The 22503-nt window shown below is 61.1% G+C and carries 18 protein-coding genes and 1 pseudogene; 8 read left to right on the top strand and 11 right to left on the bottom strand.

From position 1 onward, the window contains the following. Positions 1-563 precede the first annotated feature (563 nt). The 7 genes from NKI95_RS18985 to pqqE all read left to right on the top strand — a co-directional run bounded on the left by NKI95_RS18985 (position 564) and on the right by pqqE (position 7451). Positions 564-2339, top strand: a complete 1776-nt coding sequence (locus NKI95_RS18985; RefSeq protein ID WP_502909203.1) for a methanol/ethanol family PQQ-dependent dehydrogenase — start codon at positions 564-566, stop codon at positions 2337-2339. A 155-nt stretch (positions 2340-2494) separates the two neighbouring features. Further along, on the top strand, positions 2495-3019 hold the full coding sequence (locus NKI95_RS18980) for a c-type cytochrome, methanol metabolism-related (protein WP_352718830.1): 525 nt from the start codon (positions 2495-2497) through the stop codon (positions 3017-3019). 1 nt (position 3020) lies between these two features. After that, positions 3021-3884 (top strand): substrate-binding domain-containing protein, encoded by an 864-nt coding sequence (locus NKI95_RS18975; RefSeq protein WP_352718829.1) that lies wholly within the window; start codon positions 3021-3023, stop codon positions 3882-3884. Between the two features lie 462 nt (positions 3885-4346). Next, complete coding sequence (gene pqqB / locus NKI95_RS18970) at positions 4347-5285, top strand: pyrroloquinoline quinone biosynthesis protein PqqB (RefSeq protein WP_352718828.1); 939 nt, start codon at positions 4347-4349, stop codon at positions 5283-5285. Beyond that, positions 5282-6040, top strand: a complete 759-nt coding sequence (pqqC, locus tag NKI95_RS18965) for a pyrroloquinoline-quinone synthase PqqC (protein ID WP_352718827.1) — start codon at positions 5282-5284, stop codon at positions 6038-6040. The genes pqqB and pqqC overlap by 4 nt, the downstream gene beginning before the upstream one ends. Continuing rightward, entirely contained in the window at positions 6037-6333 is a 297-nt protein-coding gene (gene pqqD, locus NKI95_RS18960; RefSeq protein WP_352464196.1) for a pyrroloquinoline quinone biosynthesis peptide chaperone PqqD, read from the top strand. Before pqqC ends, pqqD begins: the two co-directional genes overlap by 4 nt. Continuing rightward, positions 6330-7451: a pyrroloquinoline quinone biosynthesis protein PqqE gene (gene pqqE / locus NKI95_RS18955; RefSeq protein WP_352718826.1), complete on the top strand. Its 1122-nt coding sequence runs from the start codon at positions 6330-6332 to the stop codon at positions 7449-7451. Before pqqD ends, pqqE begins: the two co-directional genes overlap by 4 nt. A gap of 22 nt (positions 7452-7473) precedes the next feature. Here pqqE and fghA read toward each other — a convergent pair whose 3' ends face one another. The 6 genes and pseudogenes from fghA to NKI95_RS18925 form a co-directional block, all read right to left on the bottom strand. Next, positions 7474-8325 carry an S-formylglutathione hydrolase gene (gene fghA / locus NKI95_RS18950; RefSeq protein WP_352718825.1) on the bottom strand — a complete coding sequence of 284 codons (852 nt, stop codon included), beginning with the start codon at positions 8323-8325 and terminating at the stop codon, positions 7474-7476. A 367-nt stretch (positions 8326-8692) separates the two neighbouring features. Beyond that, the gene (locus NKI95_RS18945; protein WP_352718824.1) at positions 8693-8911 is read right to left on the bottom strand and encodes a hypothetical protein; all 219 of its coding nucleotides are present in this window, start codon (positions 8909-8911) and stop codon (positions 8693-8695) included. Between the two features lie 290 nt (positions 8912-9201). Beyond that, on the bottom strand, positions 9202-10656 hold the full coding sequence (locus NKI95_RS18940) for an aldehyde dehydrogenase family protein (protein WP_352718823.1): 1455 nt from the start codon (positions 10654-10656) through the stop codon (positions 9202-9204). Continuing rightward, complete coding sequence (locus NKI95_RS18935) at positions 10653-11927, bottom strand: NAD(P)/FAD-dependent oxidoreductase (protein ID WP_352718822.1); 1275 nt, start codon at positions 11925-11927, stop codon at positions 10653-10655. Before NKI95_RS18935 ends, NKI95_RS18940 begins: the two co-directional genes overlap by 4 nt. A gap of 56 nt (positions 11928-11983) precedes the next feature. Then, positions 11984-13161, bottom strand: a pseudogene (locus NKI95_RS18930) (alanine racemase). 11 nt (positions 13162-13172) lie between these two features. Then, a complete protein-coding gene (locus tag NKI95_RS18925) occupies positions 13173-14039 on the bottom strand; it encodes a GNAT family N-acetyltransferase (RefSeq protein ID WP_352718821.1) in 867 nt (288 codons plus the stop codon). Positions 14040-14346: 307 nt separating this feature from the next. On the opposite strand from NKI95_RS18925, the gene NKI95_RS18920 reads away from it, so the two are divergent. After that, positions 14347-15285: an ornithine cyclodeaminase family protein gene (locus NKI95_RS18920; protein WP_352718820.1), complete on the top strand. Its 939-nt coding sequence runs from the start codon at positions 14347-14349 to the stop codon at positions 15283-15285. Between the two features lie 133 nt (positions 15286-15418). On the opposite strand, the gene NKI95_RS18915 is transcribed toward NKI95_RS18920, so the two are convergent. From NKI95_RS18915 to NKI95_RS18895, 5 genes are all read right to left on the bottom strand, one after another. After that, the gene (locus tag NKI95_RS18915) at positions 15419-16750 is read right to left on the bottom strand and encodes an NAD(P)/FAD-dependent oxidoreductase (protein WP_502909197.1); all 1332 of its coding nucleotides are present in this window, start codon (positions 16748-16750) and stop codon (positions 15419-15421) included. A 32-nt stretch (positions 16751-16782) separates the two neighbouring features. Next, positions 16783-17661, bottom strand: coding sequence for an ABC transporter permease (locus NKI95_RS18910; protein WP_352718818.1), 879 nt, complete (start codon positions 17659-17661; stop codon positions 16783-16785). A 32-nt stretch (positions 17662-17693) separates the two neighbouring features. Next, positions 17694-18644 carry an ABC transporter permease gene (locus NKI95_RS18905; protein WP_352718817.1) on the bottom strand — a complete coding sequence of 317 codons (951 nt, stop codon included), beginning with the start codon at positions 18642-18644 and terminating at the stop codon, positions 17694-17696. Between the two features lie 85 nt (positions 18645-18729). After that, complete coding sequence (locus NKI95_RS18900; RefSeq protein ID WP_352718816.1) at positions 18730-20400, bottom strand: peptide ABC transporter substrate-binding protein; 1671 nt, start codon at positions 20398-20400, stop codon at positions 18730-18732. A gap of 23 nt (positions 20401-20423) precedes the next feature. After that, on the bottom strand, positions 20424-22088 hold the full coding sequence (locus NKI95_RS18895; RefSeq protein WP_352718815.1) for an ABC transporter ATP-binding protein: 1665 nt from the start codon (positions 22086-22088) through the stop codon (positions 20424-20426). Between the last annotated feature and the right edge of the window lie 415 nt (positions 22089-22503).

Genomic DNA, 22503 nt, shown 5'->3' with positions numbered 1-22503 from the left:
GTGCCTCGTAGAATATATCGAAATAAAGTTAAATGTGTATCACCTTGAGAATACGGGAACAATATGGTTGCTATATATGTCGCGGCTGGAGGCTCATCTGCTTAATAGTTTTTCACAAGACGCTTCTTTTAATTGTTTCTGAATATTGCACCGCACCATAATCGATATTGCAGCGCAACGATGCATTGTAGGTTTTTGCTTGCCTGGCCTTTTACGATGACATAGCTTTTTCCTGTTTCCGGCTTCAAGAGCGCCACCGTCATCAGGGAGCGGCGGCAGTCTTTCGAAGACCAAGGGGGGCGGGCGGTAACGGTGCCCTCTGCTTCGGGGTAGGTCGTGACAGCTGCCGGAAAATAACTTCCCAACATGAATTGCTTGGGCAAGCCCTTGTGGGGCTTGACGGTCGATTCTTCACTGTGAACCCGGGAGGATTTTGGATGCGTGTACTTGCGAAAACTACCTACATTCTGACGACCGCGGCGTTTTTATCGCTCGGCGCTGCCTATACGGCTTCGGCCAATGAAGACCTTGCAAAGCTCGCATCGGATGCGAAGAACTGGGCGATGCAGACGGGTGACTACGCCAACACCCGCTATTCCAAACTCAACCAGATCACTGCCGACAATGTGAAAAACCTGCAGGTCAAATGGAGCTTTTCCACCGGCGTGCTGCGTGGTCACGAAGGCGGGCCGCTAATCATCGGCGACGTGATGTATGTCCACACGCCTTTCCCAAACAACGTCTATGCTCTGGACCTCAAGAACGACGGCAAGATCCTCTGGAAATACGAGCCCAAGCAGGACACGAACGTCATTCCGATCATGTGCTGCGACACGGTCAATCGCGGTGTCGCCTATGGCGACGGCAAGATCATTCTCAACCAGGCCGACACCACCGTCGTCGCGCTCGATGCCAAGACCGGCAAGGTCGTGTGGTCTGTCAAGAACGGCGACCAGACCGACGGCGGAAAGGGCGAATCCGGCACGTCGGCACCCGTAGTCATCAAGGACAAGGTGCTCGTGGGCGTCTCCGGTGCTGAATTCGGTGTTCGCGGCTGGCTGGCCGCCTACAATCTGAAAGACGGCAAGCTCGCCTGGAAAGCCTATTCGGAAGGTCCTGATGCAGACACCCTTCTCGATCCTGAGAAGACGACCCATCTCGGCAAGCCTGTCGGAAAGGATTCCGGCACGAACACCTGGGAAGGCGAACAGTGGAAGACGGGCGGCGGCACGACATGGGGATGGTATTCCTATGATCCCAAGCTGAACCTCGTCTACTACGGCACCGGCAATCCCTCGACGTGGAACCCGGTCCAGCGCCCAGGCGACAATCGCTGGTCCATGACAATCATGGCTCGCGATGCGGATACCGGTGTTGCCAAATGGCTCTACCAAATGACCCCGCATGACGAGTGGGACTATGACGGCATCAACGAGATGATTCTCGTCGATGGCATGGAGGTCAACGGCGCCAAGCACGACGTGCTGGTGCATTTCGACCGCAACGGCTTTGCCTACACAATGGATCGAGCCACCGGCGAACTTCTCGTCGCCAAAAAATACGATCCGGCAGTGAACTGGGCGACGGAAGTCAACATGGATCCCAAGAGCGACCAGTATGGCCGCCCACAGGTCGTCGCCAAGTATTCGACCCAGCAGAACGGCGAAGACACCAACTCGACCGGAATCTGCCCGGCCGCGCTTGGAACCAAGGACCAGCAGCCGGCCGCCTACTCGCCGAAGACCGGGTTGTTCTACGTGCCGACCAACCATGTCTGCATGGACTATGAGCCTTACAAAGTGAGCTACACCGCCGGTCAGCCCTATGTGGGCGCTACCGTGTCGATGTATGCGGCGCCTGGCGGTGACGGTAACATGGGCAACTTCATTGCCTGGGATGCAGCCAAGGGTGAGATCGTCTGGTCGAAGCCCGAGCAGTTCTCGGTGTGGTCGGGGGCGTTGGCGACCGATGGCGACGTCGTCTTCTACGGTACCCTCGAAGGTTACATCAAGGCGGTCGATAAGGACGGCAAGGAACTGTACAAGTTCAAGACCCCGTCCGGCATCATCGGCAACATCACGACCTATGAACATGACGGCAAGCAGTACGTCGCCGTTCTGTCCGGCGTCGGTGGATGGGCCGGTATCGGTCTGGCAGGTGGGCTGCTTTCGCCCGATAACGCCGCTGCCTGGCATGGTGCCGTTGATCAGGGCCGTGCGCAGGGCGACCAGACCGCAGTCGTTGGAACCGCCGGTCTGGGTGCTGTCGGCGGTTACGCTGCACTTGCCGACTATACGACGCTGGGCGGCCAGCTCACCGTGTTCGGCCTCCCGGACTGATAGCCGGGAAGAGCCTTACGACTAGGTTCGAAAAACGAGAGCCCGGGTCACCCGAAGCCGGGAACCGGGCTCTCGATTGCGCCGCCCACCCAACACCGATCAATGCCGCTGCACGACGGCAGCCAGGGTTTCTGGCAAATGAAGGAAGAGTCTGAATGATCGTTCGCATTGCAGTTTCCGCTCTCGCCCTGATCCTGCTGCCTCTGGCCAGCTCAAGTCTGGCACGGGCCGAAGACAGCATGGAAAAAGCCAAGGCGGTGAAGCAAGAAGGAGGCAAATATTTAGATGCGGACGGAAATCCGACCTACAAGATCGAAAACGGAACCGTCGATTGGTACACCTTCAGCGGGTATCGCCGGTATCACTCAGATTGCCATGTCTGTCACGGACAGGACGCCACAGGTTCGAGCTATGCGCCTGCCCTGGCTAATAGCCTGAAGAACATGGATTACGCCACGTTCCTGTCGATCGTCGCCGAGGGCCGCAAGAATGTCGGCGGCGGCAAGGAAAATGTCATGCCTGCCTTTGGCGACAACAAGAACGTCTATTGTTACCTGGACGATCTCTACGTCTATCTGCGCGCTCGCGCCGATGGCGCGGCACCCCGCGGCAGGCCGCCTAAGCACGAAAACAAGGCTCAGGCAGCCAAGGATGCCGAAGCATCCTGCATGGGTGGATGATATGACCGGCTGCACTGCATCGAAGCTGCGCGTCGTTCTGCCGATCCTCGGCGCGCTCGCCTTGCTGCCGTCGAACGTTCTGGCGCAAAATGCCGGGCTTGGCGCTGCGGGCGAACTGGTCGATCCTGACATTCTGCGCGTCTGCGCCGATCCCTCGAACATGCCCTTTACCGACAAGAGCGGCCAAGGCTTCGAAAACAAGCTGGCTGAACTGGTTGCCAAGAACACGGGGCGGAAATCAGTCGCTTACACGTGGTTTCCCAATGTTACCGGCTTTGTGCGCAACACGCTGGGGGCCAACCGATGCGACATCATCATGGGCTACGCCCAAGGTGATGAACTGGTGCAGAACACCAATGCCTACTACCGCTCCGCCTATGTGCTCGTATACCCGAAAGGCAACGGCATGGAAGGCGTCGAGACGATCGAAGACCCGAAACTTTCCGGCAAGAGAATCGGCGTCGTCGAAAGCACGCCGCCAACCGCCAACATGGCCACCAACAAGCTTCTGCGGACCGCCAAGATCTACCCGCTGGCGGTGGATACGCGCGTCACCCCTTCCATAGGGGAGGTCATGATCAAGGACATGCTCGCCGGCAAGATTGACGCGGCGGCCCTGTGGGGGCCGATGGCAGGTTACTATGCCAGGGAACTCGGAGCCGATGTCACCATTGTTCCGCTGCTGAAGGAAAAAACCGGCTCGCGCATGTCCTACCGCATCACCATGGGCGTACGTCCGTCCGACCAGGAATGGAAGCGGACGCTCAACCGGGTGATCAGGGAAAACCAGGCGGAGATCACCAAGCTCCTGCTGGGTTACAATGTGCCGCTGATCGACGAGCACGACAATCCGATTACGCAATAGTTGGGATGGGTCAGGAGGAGAAAATAACCTACGCGATGAACAATTGAAGAGAACTACAGCTACTTTCGATAGTTTTGTTTTTCGGCCTTTCAAAACCTTGTGTTTCATTTGTCCATTTTGAGACGTGATGGACGAGCCATTGCTTCGGTGCCCTGCAATGGTTGGCTAACCACCGGATCGGCCCCTTCGGGCTGGTAGAAGAGGAGAAATGTTATGAAGAAGAGCTGGACAAAACCGACCATGTGTCAGGTTGCTGCGGGCTTTGAAATTTCGCGGTATCTGCCTGCTGAAATTACTCCCAAGAAGTAGGCCGCAGAGGTGCGTGTCCCTGGCAACAGGGGCACGCATCCCCTTGCCGCATGGGATTTTCGTGAAAGAGTTTGAGGCACGCAAAGCGGGCGGGACGTTTTTTGCGGCTGCAAATCGGCTGCTGGTCAGAGAAGCCGCGGGGCGGGCGTTTTCATGCGCTTGAGAATCATCGGATCGGCGGCAGGCGGTGGCTTTCCGCAATGGAACTGCAATTATCGTCTGAGCCGTGCGGCTCGCACGGGGGTAGCTGGCGTGCATTCACGAACCCAATCAAGTGTCGCCGCGTCGGCGGATGGGCTCGGCTGGGTTCTGTTCAACGCGTCGCCCGACATTCGCCAGCAGATCGCGGCAACGCCTGAATTGCAACCCGCGCACGACGCGCCGCTGCGCTCGACACCTATTCGCGCGGTGGTGCTGACCAACGCCGATGTCGATCATGTCGCCGGCCTGCTCAGCCTGCGTGAGCGGCAGCCTTTCGCTGTCTATGCAACGACTCAGGTTCTGGCAACGCTGGAGGCGAATTCGATTTTCAATGTCCTCGATCCGGCGCTCGTGCCGCGACGCATCTTGCCGCCGGCGCAAGAACTGGCGATCTGCGATGCAGACGGGCACGACACTGGGGTGGCTGTCGAGAGCTTTCCCGTGCCCGGGAAGATAGCCCTCTATCTCGAAGAAAGAGGCCAGCCGGATGCGAATTTCAGCTCCGATGCCGGCGACACGATCGGCGTTCGAATCGCCGGTGCCGGCAGTCGCGGCTCCGTCTTCTACATCCCCGGCTGCGCCCGCATCGATGCGAACCTGCGAACGCGTCTAGCCGATGCCGCATGCCTTCTGTTCGACGGCACGGTCTTCACCGACGACGAGATGATTGCTGCCGGCGTCGGCCAGAAGACCGGTGCGCGCATGGGGCATCTGGCAATGTCGGGAGACGCGGGGTCGATCGCCGGCTTGGCCGATGTGAGGATCGGCCGCCGTGTCTTCGTCCACATCAACAACACCAATCCTGTTCTGGACGAGAATTCTGCCGAGCATGCAGCAGTCAAAGCGGCTGGCTGGGAAGTGGCCCGCGACGGGATGGAGATGGACCTTTGAGTGATTTCCACGACGCAGCCAGCAACGGCCTGTCCTCCAGCGAGCTCGAAGCCGTGCTGCGGCGGGTCGGTGCCGAGCGCTATCACAACCGCCATCCTTTCCATCACAGGATGACCAGCGGTGCGCTGTCGAAGACCGAGATGCAGGCCTGGGCGCTGAACCGCTATTGCTATCAGGCCGTCATTCCACGCAAGGACGCTATGATCCTCGCACATGCCGAGGATCCGGCGTTTCGCGCCGCCTGGCGCAAACGCATCGAGGATCATGACGGCGAGAACGGCTGGAGCGGCGGTATTGCGCGCTGGTTGCACCTGGCGACCTCGCTCGGTCTCGATGCCGACGCGGTGAAGAGCGAGAGGCTGGCCCTGCCGGCGACACGTTTCGCGGTTGGCGCTTACCTCTCCTTTTGCACGAACCGGACCCTGCTAGAGGCGGTCGCGTCGTCGCTGACCGAGATGTTCTCGCCGCTCATCATCGGCGAGCGGGTACCCGCGATGCTGGCCAGATACGATTATATCACCGAGGACACGCTGGCCTATTTCAGCCGACGGCCAGAACAGGCCTCGCGCGACGCCGACTTCGCTCTTGCCTATGTGCTCGAACATGCCGACACGGCGGAACGCCAGCAGCAGGCGATCGATGCACTGGTGTTCAAATGCGATATACTCTGGGCCATGCTTGACGCGCTTCAACACGCCTATGGCGAGCCGGGCAATATCCCGCCCGGCGCCTTCCGTCCGGAGGCAGCCCAATGATGGCACTGCGCGAAAGAGCCATGGTGTCGCCGCAGTCGGTTCCATCGCTGCCGAAGCACGTGCGCATACAGTACGACCCCGTGCGCCAGGCGTTCGCCGTGCTTTCGCCCGAAAAGGTGTTCTGGCCAAACGATATCAGCCTCGACATATTGCGCCGCTGCGATGGACGGTCCACGGTCGGCCACATCATTGCCGGCCTTGCCGCAGATTATGACGCCGAACAGGAGGCTGTGGCGGCCGATGTCGTCGCCTTCCTGCAGGAATGGTCGGACAAGCTGCTGGTGAAGCTATGAGCGAGCCCCCTCTCCCCCCGATCGGCATGCTGGCGGAACTGACGCATCGCTGCCCGCTGCAATGCCCCTATTGCTCCAATCCGCTCGAATTGCTGAAGGCCAATCGCGAACTCGACACGCAGAGTTGGCTCGACCTGTTCTCGCAGGCGGCCGATCTTGGCGTTCTCCAGGTGCATCTGTCCGGCGGTGAACCGACGCTGCGTCGCGATCTCGAGCAATTGATCGCCGGGCTTTCGGCCCGCGGCGTCTACACCAACCTGATCACCGCCGGCGTCGGCATTGCGGATGGCCGCATCGAGGCATTTGCCGAAGCCGGACTCGACCATCTGCAACTGAGCTTTCAAGGCGCACGGTCGGCGACCACCGAGCGCATCGGCAATCACAGGGGCAGCCACGAAAAGAAGCTGGAAACGGCACGGCGCGCTCGCGCGGCCGGCTTGCCGCTTACCATCAACGCGCCGATCCATCGCCACAACATCGAGGAGGTACCGGAATTCATCGATCTGGCCCTTTCGCTGGGTGCGGAGCGTCTCGAGATCGCCAACGTGCAGTACGCCGGCTGGGCGCTGACCAATCGCGATCAACTGATGCCCGAGCGTGCTGCCGTCGACCGGCAGGCGGAGATCGTCGCGGCGGCGTGCGAACGGCTCACCGGCATCATGAACATCGATTTCGTCACGCCGGATTATTTCGCCATCTATCCCAAGCCGTGCATGGGCGGCTGGGCGCGCGACGCCTTCATGGTGACGCCGGACGGCACCGTACTGCCATGCCACGCTGCCCAGACCATCCCGTCGCTCAGCTTCGAGCGTTTTGGACCGCGCAGCCTGGCCGCGATCTGGACCGATTCCCCGGCATTTAATGCCTTTCGTGGTACGGACTGGATGCAGGAGCCCTGCCGCAACTGTGAGCGGCGCGAGATCGATTGGGGCGGCTGCCGCTGCCAGGCTATGGCAATCGCCGGCGATGCCGCCGCGACGGACCCGGCTTGCGCGAAATCGCCGATCCATGCGCGCATGGCAATGCTGATCGACGAAGCCCAGCGCGCTGCGGCGGTTCCTTCGAAGGACGGACCATTCGTCTACCGGCGTATCGGCGTCGTCACCGAGCCCGCCTGACTGCCGACCTATTCCTCTGGCCTTAGCCTCGTGAAAGCCGTTCGGCATGCCACGTCATATGGTCATGCATGAAGGTCGAAATGAAAAAATAGGAGTGATCGTATTCGTCCTGCATCCGCAATTTCAACGGAATGCCGGTTTTGGAGCAGGCGTCTTCGAGCAGCCAAGGCCTGAGGTCCTCCTGGAGGAAACCGTCTGATGTTCCCTGATCGACCAGGAATTCCGGGAAACGGTGTCCATCCTCGATGAGCGAAGTGGCGTCGTAGCGCCGCCACGAGGCCTCATCCCGGCCGAGATATTTTTCGAAAGCCGGCTTCGACCAGCCGGCTGTGCTTGGCTGCACGATCGGCGCAAATGCTGAGCAACTCCTGAAACGTGCGGGATTTTTCAGTGCGATCGTCAGCGCGCCATGCCCGCCCATCGAATGGCCGAAGATCGACTGGCGCGCCATATCGGCGGGAAATTCGCGCCCGATTACAGCTGGCAGCTCCTCGACGATATAGGAATACATGCGATAGTTCTTGGCATATGGCTCTTGCGTCGCGTCGAGGTAGAAACCGGCGCCGCTGCCGAACTGCCAATTGTCCTTTTCATCCGGAATGTCGGCACCACGCGGGCTGGTGTCGGGACAGACAACGATCAAGCCAAGTTCGGCGGCAATACGTCTGTATTCGCCTTTTTCCATTACATTCGCATGGGTGCAGGTGAGTCCGGAGAGGTACCACACCACCGGGCAACGCCGTTCCCGTGCCTGCGGAGGCACGAAAATGGCAAACGTCATTTCGCACGAGCAGCTCGTTGAGAGATGAGAGTAAACATGCTGGGCGCCGCCATGCGACTTGGCAGTCGAGACGAGTTTCGGGTGCTCTGGCATATATTCTTCTCCGCCAATTTTAACCGCCCACCATAGGCTCTACGACATCGAGGGTGATCGCGGCAACCTTGGTGGACCGGCTGGCGCAGGGCACTTGATCGGAGCCGGGATGGCCTGCCTTCGCCGACCGTCTTGGCGCAGCAAGGCACGAGAGGCCATTCGCTGGCGCAGCGTTGTCCAACGTCTTTCGCAAGCAGTGTGGGCGCTCGTTGGCGATGCTGGCTATAACAAGGACGCAATCACTGCGCAGGGCATCCGCGATGCCTTGCCGCTTCGGCGCGGCTATGGCGGACGAGCACGCACGCGTCATCGCGTGGGCTCGCAGTAAGCGCGCCAGGGTAGCGAGCAAGAACTGGTGAGCCGGCGGCTATTCCCGGCTGTCGAAAGCCACGGACAGGCCAAGGGCAGTTGCTGCCTCGACGATCGCCTCGGTTAGCTCTTCGTCGGATGCGACCAGATAAGGGGCGGCTTGCCGTGCTGCCTTTAATGTCGCTGTGATCGAGATGGTGTCACCACGATCCTCCCTATTGAGGACTGCGGCGATTGCTTGCTCTACTACCGGACTGATCCTCTGCACCTTACTCATCCAACCCTCCCCGTACGCGGCCCAGGGCGATGGTAATCTATCCACGGTTGTGTTCAATTCGATGTACGAAACCGTACAGACTTGATCGACTGGACCGTTACGGCCAGACATTTCTAATTTCGACGGCATCCTAGATCGACCAAGCCTCGCTACCGGGCCTCGACCGGCTACTCAGCAGATCGCCAGCGCGGCGCAGAGCCATGGCAAATTGCCAGGTTCGTACGCGAGCCCGGTCCAGGAGCTCGGCTCGGCCCACGGGCGCGCGCCCCTGTGCTTGGCGAAGATGTCGCCTAGAAATAGCCGAGGATGGATTTGACCTCGAGATACTCCAACATGCCCTCGACCCCATATTCGCGTCCGTTTCCAGACTGCTTGAAACCGCCAAACGGGGCGTGCGGATCCCAGGCCGGGTAATTGAGATGCACCTGACCGGAGCGTATCCGCGAGGCCACCTCCCTGACGGCGTCCACATCCTCGCCCTGCACATGGGCGCCCAGACCGTAGACCGTGTCGTTGGCGATGGTGACGGCCTCCTCGATTGTGTCGTAGGGGATGATGCAGAGAACGGGCCCGAAGACCTCTTCCTGGGCAATGCGCATGCTCGTGCGGACGTCGGAAAAGATAGTCGGCCTCACATAGAACCCGACGTTCAGATCGTGCGCACGACCCGGTCCTCCGGTGAGGAGCCTGGCGCCCTCAGAAATGCCGACGCCGATCATGGTTTGGATGCGGTCGAATTGGGCACGGTTTGCGATTGGACCATGAGTTGTGGCTTCCGAAAGAGGATCGCCAATTACGATCTGGGCTGCGGCCCTTTTGGCGATTGCCTCGATCTCGGAGAGCAGCGCGCGTGGCACGATCATGCGCGTCGGGGCGCTGCATGACTGGCCGAGATTGCGGAAGGCGGCGGCTACGCCCAGAGAAACGGCGCGATCGAGATCTGCGTCCGGCAGGATCACGTTCGGCGACTTGCCGCCGAGCTCCTGCGCGACACGCTTGACCGTGGTCGCTGCCGCCTGGGCCACCGCAATGCCCGCGCGGGTGGACCCGGTAATGGAGATCATATCCACATCGGGATGGGAGGCGAGACCCATCCCCACGCACGGACCGTCACCTTGCACGAGGTTGAAAACTCCGCCAGGGAAGCCGGCTTTCTCGATCGCCTCGGCAAACAGCAGGGCGTCCAAGGGAGAAAGCTCGCTCGGCTTCAGCACGACCGTGCAGCCTGCAGCGAGCGCCGGCGAAACCTTGGCGGTGATCTGGTAAAGTGGCCAGTTCCACGGAGTGATCAAGGCGCAGACACCGATCGGTTCGTGGGTGACGGCGGTTTGCCCCCGTTGCTTGACGAAGCGAAAGTCTGTCAGCACATCGCGAGCGACCTTAACATGGGTGATCGCCAGCGGCACCTGCGCGCTGCGCGCATAGCCGATCGCCGCGCCCATTTCGAGGCTCAGGCATTGAGCCAGCAGTTCGCCGCGCGCCTCGAGCAGCGCTTGCAGGCGATCGAGCAGACCCGCGCGGTCTTCTGGCGTGGTCCGACTCCAGGTGGCGAATGCCCTGCGAGCCGCTGCAACGGCCGCGTCCACGTCCTCGCCATTTCCAAGCGGAAACTGGCTCACAACCTCTTCTGTGGCGGGATTGACGACGGCGCCCGTCGCGGTGCCGCTCGGCTCAACCCATTGACCGTCGATGAAAAACTTGTCCAGGTGGCCGTTGCGGGACAGGTGTTCGAGGGGCGTCATCACCCTACAAGGTCCTTCATGCGGTAATAGGCGCCGAGAATCGGCAGGAACCAGGGACGCCCGAAATAACCGGGGATCGCTGGCCAGTCGAAATCCTTCCAGGGATTGAGCTCGGGGTGCCCGTCCATGACGTCGGCCATGATGGTGCCCATCAACGTCGACATCTGGGTCCCGTGTCCGCTATAGCCCATTGAGTAATAGATGCCATCGCGCTCTCCGGCGCGCGGCAGGCGATCGCGGGTCATATCGACCATGCCGCCCCAGCAGTAGTCGATGCGGGTGCCGGCCAGTTCCGGAAAGACCTCGACCATCGCCGCCTTGAGTATCCGGCCGCTTTTTTCGTCGGATTGAGGATTGGACACGGCAAAGCGCGCCCTCCCGCCGAACAGAAGGCGATTGTCTGGCGTGAGCCGCCAGTAGACAACGAGATTGCGCGTGTCGACGATCATGCGCCCGGTCGGCATGAGACGCTTAAGGTGGTCGGGCGACAGCGGCTCGGTCACGATCAGAAAGGCGCCGACCGGGATCATGCGCCGGCGGATCCAGCCGAGCGGGCCAACCTGGGAAATGCCGCTCGCCAACAGGACCTGCCGCGCGACGATCTTGCCCTTTGGCGTCGTTACCTCATGCCCGCCTGAACCCTTGCGCATCGCCATGACGGGCGAGCGTTCATGGACGTCTGCGCCACGCCGGGCAGCGGCGGTCGCGAGGCCCCGGACGAACCGGCCGACATGCATGCCCGCGCTCTTGGGAAAGAGCAGCCCGCCATGGTAGCGGTTGGTGCCGACTTCGGTTCGCAGGTCCTCGCGCGCGATCATCCTGGTTTCGGGATCGACATTGGCCGCCAGCAGTTCCTGGCTGCGCGCCAGCATGTCGTAGTGTTCGGGCTTGGCGGCAAGCTTGAGCTTGCCGACGCGGGAGAAGCTGCAGTCGATCTTCTCTTCCTGCACCAACCGCTCGACCATATCGACGCCGGCGTCGAAAGCCTTGTAGAGAGCATTTGCGGCCGGCTTGCCGTGCTTGCCAGCCATGATTGCATAGTTCTGGGCAAAGCCGTTGTTGCACATCCCGCCATTGCGGCCGGACGCGGCGTTGCCGATCGTTTCGGCCTCCAGCAGGGCAACCCTGGCGCCCTTTTTGGCAAGGGCCAGCGCGGCGGAGGAGCCGGTCAGGCCGCCGCCCACAATCGCCACGTCGTAGTGGCCTTCGAGCGGTTTGGACGATCCTTCATTGAACGGCTGAGATGTGTCCAGCCAGTAAGAGGTAAACTTCATTTTCTTGACCACCAGTGTTGATTTGAGTGGAGCGACATCCGAGCGTAGTTGCGCGCCTACCAGCCGCGCATCCGCTCCCAACGCGCTTCAATCTTGGGGCTGTCCCCGTTGACGACGCTGTAGAAATCATGCTGGGCGGCCATCGCACACGCATGGTTGGGCAGAATCCGGACCCGAGTCCCGAGCGGCAACTCGGGCATGGACTTTCCAGAGCCGGCACGAATGGCGAGGATACCGTGTTCCTGGCTGGCCTGGGCCACGATCACATCTTCAAGCACCCGCCCCTTTTCGTCGCAGACCACGCCGTAACCTTGGTCGATCTGCTGATTTGCGGTTCCCCGGTCGCGCGAAAGCGCCATCCACCCGGCGTCGACCAGCACCCATCCCTTTTCCGGCTTGGCGCCGATCACGGTGGCCAACACGGAAACCGCGATATCGTCGATGGCACAGACCCCGACCCCGTGCTGGACGAGGTCGAAAACATGTAGACGCCGGCGCGCAACTCCGTAATGCCTTCTAGATTCTCGGCGAAGTGTGCAGTCGGCGTCGAACCGAGGCTGATGATCGGGCAGGCATGGCCGTGTGCGCGCAAAGTTTCGACCGCGCGCAAGCTGGCCGAACGCTCGTTCTCGGCTGCTTTGATCAGCGCCTCGGGCGTGCTCAAGGTATAGGACTCGCCCGCATGGGCGAGGACGCCGACGAGATTAGCGCCCGCCTCGACGACCCTGTTGGCCACCTCGAGCAGCTTGGGATCGTCCGGCTTCAATCCACCGCGATGGTCATCGCAGTCCAGTTCGATGAAGACGGACGGCGTCATGCCGATTGCTTGGCGCACGTCGGCCAAAGCATCAGCCTGCTCCACCGTATCGAGCAGCAGCTTCAGGTCGATGCCAGTACGGCGACAAAGCTCCAAGGCACGCATGGCCGAGCCCGGCGAGATGCCGACCGCATAGGTCATGTCTCGAAAGCCATGGCCCGCGAAATACTCCGCCTCGGCGATGGTCGAGACCGTGATCGGACCGGGTTCGCGGTGGAACGCGCATCGGGCGACGTCGATGCTTTTGGCCGTCTTCATATGCGGGCGCAGCACCACGCCAAGCTTCTTGGCGCGCTCGGCCAGACCCTGGATGTTGCGCTCGAGCCGCCCACGGTCGAGAAGCAGCGCCGGAGTGACCAAGGCGTCGATCGTCCGAGCCGTCTCGCTCACTGCCAGGTTTGCCGCCCTCTTGTTCATAAGTTCGTTTCCTAAGTGAACGATTGGTTTGCCAACGCATACATATGGGCTGGCCCCTCGGAGACGGGTCGCTGCCCTTTGACCATGGCGGTCGCACTGCCGGACCGCTGAAGACCAAGGCTCTCAAGCCAGTCGCCCAATCCATCCTCGGCATAGACGTCGATGCGAACGAATTGATTGTGAAGCTTCGAAAGCTGGGCCAGGATCAGAAGCCGCGCGTCTTGGTCGCTCTCGGCTGCACAAGGGCCGACGACATAGCCGCGGCCAAACCTCCTCGCGATAGCGTAGCCTGCAATCCGTCCCCTGCGCTCAATGACCAATGCGTTGCCCACATCGGCGAGCGCAGCCACCATCGCCAGCCGGGGCATGCCCGTGGCCGATTCGTCGAAGGCCTGGATCGCCGCGAGGTCGGAGGCTGTCGCTTGACGGATGTCGTCGCGGGTACTCCGCGTCACGGCGGCAGTCAGCGAGCCCTGGTGCTGAAGCACCGTGCCCCAGCCAGTGAAGCCGCGTCGCTTGTAGAGCGCCAGCCCCTCTTCGGTTGAGTTGAGCAGCACGTTGCGACCGTGTGCCGCCTCAAGCAAGCCATCAAAGAGCCGGGCGCCGTTGCCGCCGCCTTGCGCGGAGCCAGTAACTATGATCATCCCGACCGTGGCATAGGAATGTCCGTAATTCCACGACATGGCAGTGCCAATCACCTGTCCTGCCCGCTCGAGGATCAGGCCATTGCCGACCATCACGGCAAATTCCCAATCCTCATGGCGATAGGGCCAGCCCATCTCCTGCGACAGCTTCAGCGCGCCCGGCACATGGCGGGTTTCGAAGTTCATCAGCTCGATCGGGGCGCTGAGGGTGTCTCTCTCATATTCGAGGGCCATAAGTGCAACGCTGTCTCTTGGTCCGAGGTCGATTTGAAGTCGGACCTTAAAGTCGCGCCTGCCAGGCAGATTTCCCTGCTGTTTTGCCCTGTTAACTCGACGGGATCATTCGTTTTGACCCCGTCCCTCGGCATACAAAATGGCGCAAATCGAGTGAAAACTACTCATCTGCCACCTTGCGTCGCCCATCATGGTTGCCGGTCGGCGTGACGTCCGTGCCTCTACACCGATGTAATCTCGGGCCTGACCACGCCATGCCGGAACACGCTGCAGCGATGAACGGCTTGATGCTCACAAGGAAGTTTGGATGATCTACATTAGCGAAGAGGAGTCTGCCGCCCTTGTCACGCATGAACTTGCCTTCGAGGCGGCGCGGGAGGCTCTCGTGGCAGCAGCATCGCGGCAGAGCTGGGTCTTTCCGGCTGTTCTCGGGCGCGCACAGGAGGCGACCAATACCTTCTCAATCAAATCCGGTTCGTCGGACGACCTGACCGGGGTGAAAATCGGCTCCTTCTGGTCGGGCAACCCGGCACGTGGCCTTCCCCGCCACAACTCGACCATCGTCCTGCTCGATCAGCATACAGGACGGCTCCGCGCCGTAATCGAGGCCGGAAAGGTGAACGCCTACAGGACGGCCGCAGCCGACGCGGTTGCGGCTGATCTTCTTGCGCGCAAGCAAGCCAAGGTTCTGGCGATCTTCGGTGCGGGCAACCAGGCGAGCTTCGAAGTGATGGCGCTGGCACGCATCCGCCCAATCGAAACCGTGCTGGTTGTGGCCCGGCCTTCGCCGCGGCGCGACGCTTTTGTCGATCAGATCGGCGAAAGGGGACTGAAGGCGCGCGCTGCCTTGCCGGAAGAAGCCGTGCGCGCGGCCGACATCGTGGTGACGGCGACACCCTCACGCGAACCGCTGTTCGATGCCGCTTGGGTGGGACCCGGAACGCATATCGTCAGCATGGGGTCGGATGCTCCGGGTAAGCGCGAATTGCCGAGCGAATTATTTCCCAAGGCACGTCTGTTTTGTGATCTGCTTTCCCAGTCCGTCCAGATCGGCGAGTTCCAACACGTGCGCGACGAGATCGACGCAGGCGTGCTTGCGGTAACACCAATCGGCGACGTCATCGAAAGGCGTGCGCCCGGACGCCGCTTCGACAATGAGATCACGGTCTTCGACAGTTCCGGTATCTCCCTGCAGGACCTCTACATGGCCGACGCGCTGATCCGCGCAAAGGCGTCCCACCGCTGATCAGCTTCGCACCGACAGGCCCCAGCCCCGACGGATTTTTCGACGGAGTGCTCTCCGGCAACAAGGTGACCCGCTCTGCAGTCGTGTCTGCGGCGGGCACGCCAAAGGGTTACCCACGTGATATTTCCGGCGATCAGCGGCTGGCGCGCCAGAAGGCGAGACGGTCCTGCAACCGATAGCCCTGGATAATCGCCGGCATAAACCACGGATTGCCACGATAGAGCGGGACGGCCGAAGGCGGTCGAAAGTCGAACGCAGTGCGCGACTGCTCGCCATGCCCCATCAACTTGTGGGCCGCACGCATGCCAATCCAAGGCGCCCAGACCACGCCCGAACCGCAGAAGCCGGAGGCATAGACCACACCGTCCTTCTCGAAGATGCGGGGCAGCATGTCTCGGTTCATCGCCACATTGCCGAACCAGCAATGCGAAAGGCGCACGTTCTCCAACTCCGGGAAAAGGTTCACCAGTCCCTTGCGTAGGAGAAGTTTCGGCGCCGCCGGATCGCCGACGCGAGAACTGTCACGGCCCCCCAGCAGGATACGTTTCCCGTCGGGCGACGGGCGATAATAGAAACCGAGTTGCCGGTTCTCGGTGATCGTCATCAGCTTCGGCATCAGTCGCGCCATGACATCGGGCGCAAGTTCCTCAGTCACGATGATCCGGCTGCGGACCGGAACCAGGCGGCGCCGCAGGAAGGGAGCGGCGCCGTCGGTATAGCCGTTGGTACAGACCAGAACCTGCCGTGCATCCACCGTCCCTGCCGAAGTCGCGACGCGGAACCCCGAACCGTTCCTCTCGATCGACTTGACCACTGTATGCGAATGGACCGTCAACCCGGAGGCGAGCGCCACCCGCAGGAGTTCAGCGTGGAATTTTGCGGGGTGCAGCCCGCCAATATCCATCCGAACGGTTCCGCCGCGGTAGAAATCGGTGCCGATATAATTTCGCTGCTCGTCATGCGGAACCGCGTAGGACTCGATCCCCAGTTTCTTCGCCAGCGTCTCGGCGCCGCGCGCCATCTTCCCATACTGTTCATATCCGAAAGCGCCCTTGAACTGGCCAACCAGTCGGAAGTCGCAGTCGAGCCCTTCGGTCTTGATGAAGTCGTAGAGGAATTCGCGTGCGACCTTGCCCTCGGCCTCGATCGCCATGGCCTTCTCTTCCCCGAAGCGCCGGGTGATCGCGGCATAGTCCGGCCGGATGCTTGCGCTCGTAATCCCTCCGTTGCGGGTGGAAGCACCCTCGCCCGGATTCATCGCATCAAAAGCTGCGACCGAGCGCCCTTCGCGCGCCAGCACAAGCCCGGCCGAAAGCCCGGCATAACCGGCGCCGACAATTGCCACGTCAAGCTTCTCTGCGACTGGCTGCCGCGGCAGCGGCATGACGGGCGCTGCTTCCCACCAGTAGGGTGTGCTCTTGTCGGCGATATGAGGCTCTTGCACGTGGCTGACTTCTCGCTGCATTGCAGGGGTAAAGATCTGCGGTCGGTGAAACTTCAGATGTGGTCGTCTCGGACGTCGAGCGCATCACGCAGCCCGTCACCGATGAAATTGAAACTGGTTACCGCAATGGTGATTGCAGCTCCGGGAATGATTGCCAGCCAAGGTGCGCTGCCCAGATATTGTTGGGCGCCATTCAGCATGTTGCCCCAACTGGGCAGTGGCGGCTGGATCCCGTAGCCGAGGAAGCTGATGTAGGCCTCCATGAGAATGGCGCGCGCGACCGTCAAGGTGGAAGCGACGATAATCGGCCCCATGGCGTTGGGCAGTATCTCGCGGAACATGATGTGGGTACCGCTCAACCCCAGCATTCGGCCGGCGAGGACGAACTCGCGTTCGCGTAACGAGCGGACCTCCGCTTCCACAATACGAGCAACCTCCATCCAACTGGTGAGGGCGATAATAACGGTGATCATCACAGGACTGGGCTTCAGTGCGGCAGCCAGCGCCAGCAGCAGAAAGATCGATGGGAATGACAGGAATCCATCGACCGTGCGCATCAGCGTGGCCCCGACCCAGCCGCCCCGATAGCCGGCAATCACGCCGACCAGGGTGCCGATGAGCGTCGACAAAACCATGGCAAAGAAACCGACCAGCAGCGAGATTCGTCCCGCCATCAAAAGCCTTGCCGCCACGTCGCGGCCAAGCGGATCGGTGCCTAGAAAGTGGTAGCCCGTCAGCGGGGAGGCAAAGCGGGCCCGCAGATCGATATACAGTGAGTCATAGGGCAGGAGATGGGGGCCGAGGACGCAAGCAAGGCTCAGGAAGATGATCATCGCCAACCCGAGCAGCGCCAAGCGATGCCGCATGAAACGAAGTGCCGCGCGGTTGTTTCTCCATCGGCTTGGAGCTGCATTTGCGGTGAGAGCGGTCATATCGGCTGTCTCCTGTCGGGGAAGTTGCGCGCTCAAGCCAGGCGAATGCGCGGATCGACAATAGCGACGACAATGTCGGCGATCAGGTTTCCAAGCAGAACGAGGATGGCGGAGAACATCAGCAGCCCCATTACGACCGGATAGTCGCTGTAACCAAGGCTATCGAGGAACAACCGTCCCATTCCTGGCCAGGTAAAGACGGTTTCGGTCACGAGCGCGCCAGTGAGGACGCTGGGAAGCTGCATCCCGGCCAAGGTAATCATCGGCAAAAGTGCGTTGCCGACGACATGCTTCATCAGAATCCGGCGTTCACTCAACCCCTTGGCCCTGGCCGTCTTGACGAAGTCCTGGCTAATGGCGTCGAGAGTAGCCGTCCGCATGTAGCGGCTCCAGATCGCGACATGGACCAGCGACAGCACTACACTTGGCAGGATCAGATGGTGGAGATAGCCCAGGATCGAGGCATCGCCGATCTCGGACATATTGCCCGCGGGCAGCCAGCCCAGCTTCAGGGAAAAGATATAGATGCCGACGAGGCCGAACCAGAAGGTAGGGACCGACAACGCGACCATGGCACCGACAGTTGCGAGATAGTCGAACAGCGAGTAGCGGCGCGTGGCGCCCCGGATTCCGATCCAGGCGCCAATGGAGATCGCAATCGCGGTTGAGGACCCCATCAGCAGCAGCGTGGCAAAGAGATGGCTACCGATCACCTTCAAGACCGGCGCTCCGTCACGGAAGGAGTGACCCCAGTCGCCCCGCACCAGCCGCCATGCCCAGTCCAGATATTGAATCCATATGGGTCGATCGAGGCCCAGTAACCCCTTGAGCCGCTCGATGTCCTGCTGGGTCATTCCGGGATCGAGCCCAAATTGGGCGAGCGGGCCGCCGGGAAGGAGGTTCAGAATCCCGAAGCCGATGATCGAAACGATCACAAGCAGCACCAGGCTCTGCGAGAGGCGATTGAGCAGGAAGCCGCGCATTCGAGTCCTCCGTTGTGGGTTGACCATTTTAGTCTGTTGCCGCCGCCCGCGGGGGAATCGGGCGGGGCGGCGGCAACTGCGTGGATTAGGCCTTCCACTGCCAGGCCGCGGCATTCCACGATGCGGTGCGGGTGTTGGCGTTGGGCTCGAAGCCGTCCAGCCCTTTCTTGCGCCCGAGGACGATTGTGTAGGCGAACAGCGGCAGGAAGGGCAGATCGTGGCGCACCACTTCCTGCACGCGATTATAGATCCCGCGCCGTTCTTCCGGATCGAAACTGCGAGCACCCTTTTCGAGCAGGGCATCGACCTCAGGATTGGAATATTGCCCGGTGTTCGAACCGTGTCCGCCTTGAGCGGCGATTGCCTTCGTATGGAGCCGGTTTGTGGCGTCGGGGTCCGCGGCAATCAGATAGGTGACGCCCACCATGGCGGTGTCGAATTGCGACTTCAGCCAGAACTCGCCCCACATGACTGCAGCCGGCAAATTCGAGATCGTCATCTCGACGCCGATCTCGGCAAACGTCTGCTGCAGGAACTGCTGCGTCTGCTCGCGGAGGTTGTTGCCAGAAGTTGTCGAGTTGGAGAAGGAGAGTCGCACCCCATCCTTGGCGCGGATTCCATCCGGCCCCGGCACCCAGCCGGCCTCATCAAGGATTTGGCGCGCCCGGTCCAGATTGAACTCCTGAACCGGGAGGTTCGGGTCGTAGTAGTAGGACTCCTTCGGCATGAAGGTCTCGGTGAGCGTGCCCACGCCGTAATAGATCGTGTCGACGATCGCTTTCCTGTCCAACGCGGCGTAGAGCGCCTGGCGCACGGCCAACTCCTTGAACTGCGGGCGGCCCAAATTGAGGTAGATCGACTCCAGGGATGCCCCTGTCTCCAGTGTCACCACGCGGTCTGGTAGTTCGCGGGCTTCAGTATAGTGGTCGGCGGTGATGAACGACTGATCGACCAGGTCCACGTCGCCGCTCTTGAACTGCGTGTAGAGCACCGTCATATCGGGGATGTATTTGAAGATGAGCTGCTCGACATAGGGACCTTCGCCGGCGTACTCAGGATTGGCGACGAGCTCGATGTGATCGCCCGCGACGCGCTGGCTCCATTTGAATGCGCCGGTGCCGACCGGCGCCTGGTTGAACGCGGCTGTATTCGGATCGGCCTCTTTCTCCAGAATGTGCTTGGGCACGATGAAGGTTTCGGCCAAGAACGAAAGATAGGGCGCAAAAGCCTCCTTCATCCGCCATGTGATCTCGGTGGGCGAAACCACTGTGATGTCCTGCACGAGCGAATGGCCGCTCGTGCGCCAAGCGCGAAACTTCGGGTTCGTGATGAGTTCAAGGGTGAATTTCACGTCCTCGGCCGTGAAGGGCTCACCGTCGTGCCAGCGGGCATTGTCGCGCAACCGGATGCGCCAGTTGAGACCGTCTTCCGAAATGCCGCCGTTCTTCTGGCTTGGCACCTCGGCTGCAAGGTTTGGATGTAGGCCACCTTGCGGATCCATGCGGACCAACGCATCGAAAACCGAGAAATGGACCGCGTCATCGACTTCGATATGCGCCATCAGCGGATTGAACACGGTCGGCTCTTGCGAGAGGCCGACGACGACGCGACCGGCCGGGCCCGCAGCAGGGGTCTTGGCGAAGGCGGGCTTGCCCAACAGATTGGGCGCGATGAAGCCTGCAGCCCCACCTAGCGCGATCAGTCGCAGCGCTTCGCGCCTCGAGTAGTTGGACGTAGTCGATGAATTTCTGGTCATGGTAGTTCCTCTCTTGTTATTTGTTATGCGTTTGCTGCTACTGGACGGGCATTGCCCGGCCGCTCTCCTGGAATTGCCGCTACCAGTTGGCGCGTGTAGGCTGCTTGCGGGTTCAGGAATATTTGCGAGGGCGGCCCGCGCTCGACGATCCGGCCCTTCTGCATCACAGCGATTTCGTCGCAGATCTGGCTGGCGACGCGCAGGTCGTGCGTGATGAAGACCATCGACACGCCGGTCTCGCGCTGGATCTGGTCCAGAAGCTGCAGGATCTGCGCCTGGATCGACACGTCGAGTGCGGAGACCGCCTCGTCGGCGATCAACAGCTTCGGCTTGAACATCAGCGCACGAGCGATGCCGATGCGCTGGCGTTGCCCACCCGAGAACTCGTGCGGGTAGCGGCCAAAAGCGCCGGCATCGAGACCGACATGGGCCAGAAGCGCACGCGCTTCATCGCGCGCTTGGACATAAGGCATCCCGTGCGCCATCGGGCCTACCGTCATGATGTGGCCGACGGTTGAGCGTGGGTTCAGAGAAGCGAAGGGATCCTGGAAGATCATCTGGATCCGCGGTCGAAGCGGGCGGAACTTCGCTTCGGAAAGCTTGGCTATGTCACATCCCTCGAACAAGATCCCGCCGCCGTCACTGTCCAGCAGCTTGATCAGCAGCCGGCCCAGCGACGATTTCCCCGAACCGCTCTCGCCTACGACCCCCAATGTGCGGCCGGGCGCGAGTTCGAACGAAACCTCGTTGACCGCTGTCACAGTCCGCTGCGCGCCGAACAGCGCACTGCCGCCTCGATAGGTCTTCACCAGACCCTCAACCTTCAGGATCGGCTCCTTGCTGGCAGCCTCCGGACGAGGGCGATCTTCGCCGGTCAAATGCGGTACGGCTGCAATCAGGCGCTGGGTATAAGGGTGCTTGGGCGACTTCAACACCTGCCCGGCGCTGCCCTGTTCGACGACATGGCCCTTTTCCATCACCACGACGCTGTCGGCGATCTCGGCCACCACGCCGAAATCGTGGGTGATGAACATCACGCTCATGCCCTTGCGCCGCTGAATGTCACGGATCAGTTGCAGGATCTGAGCCTGGGTGGTGACGTCGAGCGCGGTGGTTGGTTCGTCCGCAATCAGCACCGTCGGCTCAAGCGCCAAGGCCATGGCGATCATGACCCGCTGCCGCTGCCCGCCCGAAAGCCGGAACGGGTACTGGTGATACATGAGTTCGGGATCTGGCAGGCCCACTTCAGTGAGCAGTTCGATAGCGCGGTTTCGACAGGTTTGTGGTGTGCCGAAGCCATGCGCGGCCATGACCTCGTCAATCTGCGCGCCAACCGTCATCAGGGGATTGAGCGCCGAGAGCGGGTCCTGAAAGATCATCGACACGACCCGTCCACGCAGATTGCGCAGCTTGTCTGGCGACATGCCGACGATATTCATCCCCTCCAACTGGATGACACCCGATGAGAGGCGGATGACCTTTGGCAGAAGCCCCATGATCGCGTTCGCCGTGACCGACTTACCCGATCCGGACTCGCCTATGATGCAGAGGATCTGGCCGCGCTTCAGATCGAAGGAGATGTTCTTGACAGCATGGGTCCGTTCCATGCCTTGCGGCAAATTCACCGTTAGGTCGCGCACCGAAAGCGCCACATCGTGGGGGGCTACAGCCTGGATGCTTGCGACCATCGAGATCACCTCCCCTTTCAACCGAGCGCGTCCACCCTGTTGCGGACCGCATCATCGCCCTTTAGGCAGAAGCGCCTCACCGTAGCGGCCGTAGTCCGGCCTTCTCGGCGCTTCGCGCGCTGAGGCTGCAAGAGGCGGGTTCTGCTCATCCTGGCGGCTCCCTTGTGAAATCCGGTCCGTGTACCGGACTCTGTTCCCTTTTCTTGGAGAACTCTCCGAAGGGGCAAGCCCTGCCTATCGGATGTCCTCTGGAGCCTGCCTGCCATAAGGAAGGGTTGCTCCGTTCTTCCAGCCAGTTTGACTGTTCTGTTTCCGCAGAGTCTTCGAAACTTGGCCCTCGCGCGGCAGGAACTTCTGAAAAGAACATCCAGTTCGGCATTTCACTCTGTTCCCGTTTCGGCGCGGAAACCGAAAT

The organism is Mesorhizobium sp. M0306 (assembly GCF_040321655.1).
Classification (GTDB): domain Bacteria; phylum Pseudomonadota; class Alphaproteobacteria; order Rhizobiales; family Rhizobiaceae; genus Mesorhizobium.
The sequence above is the reverse complement of the archived record's forward strand: the minus strand, read 5'-3'. Positions and strand labels throughout refer to the sequence as shown.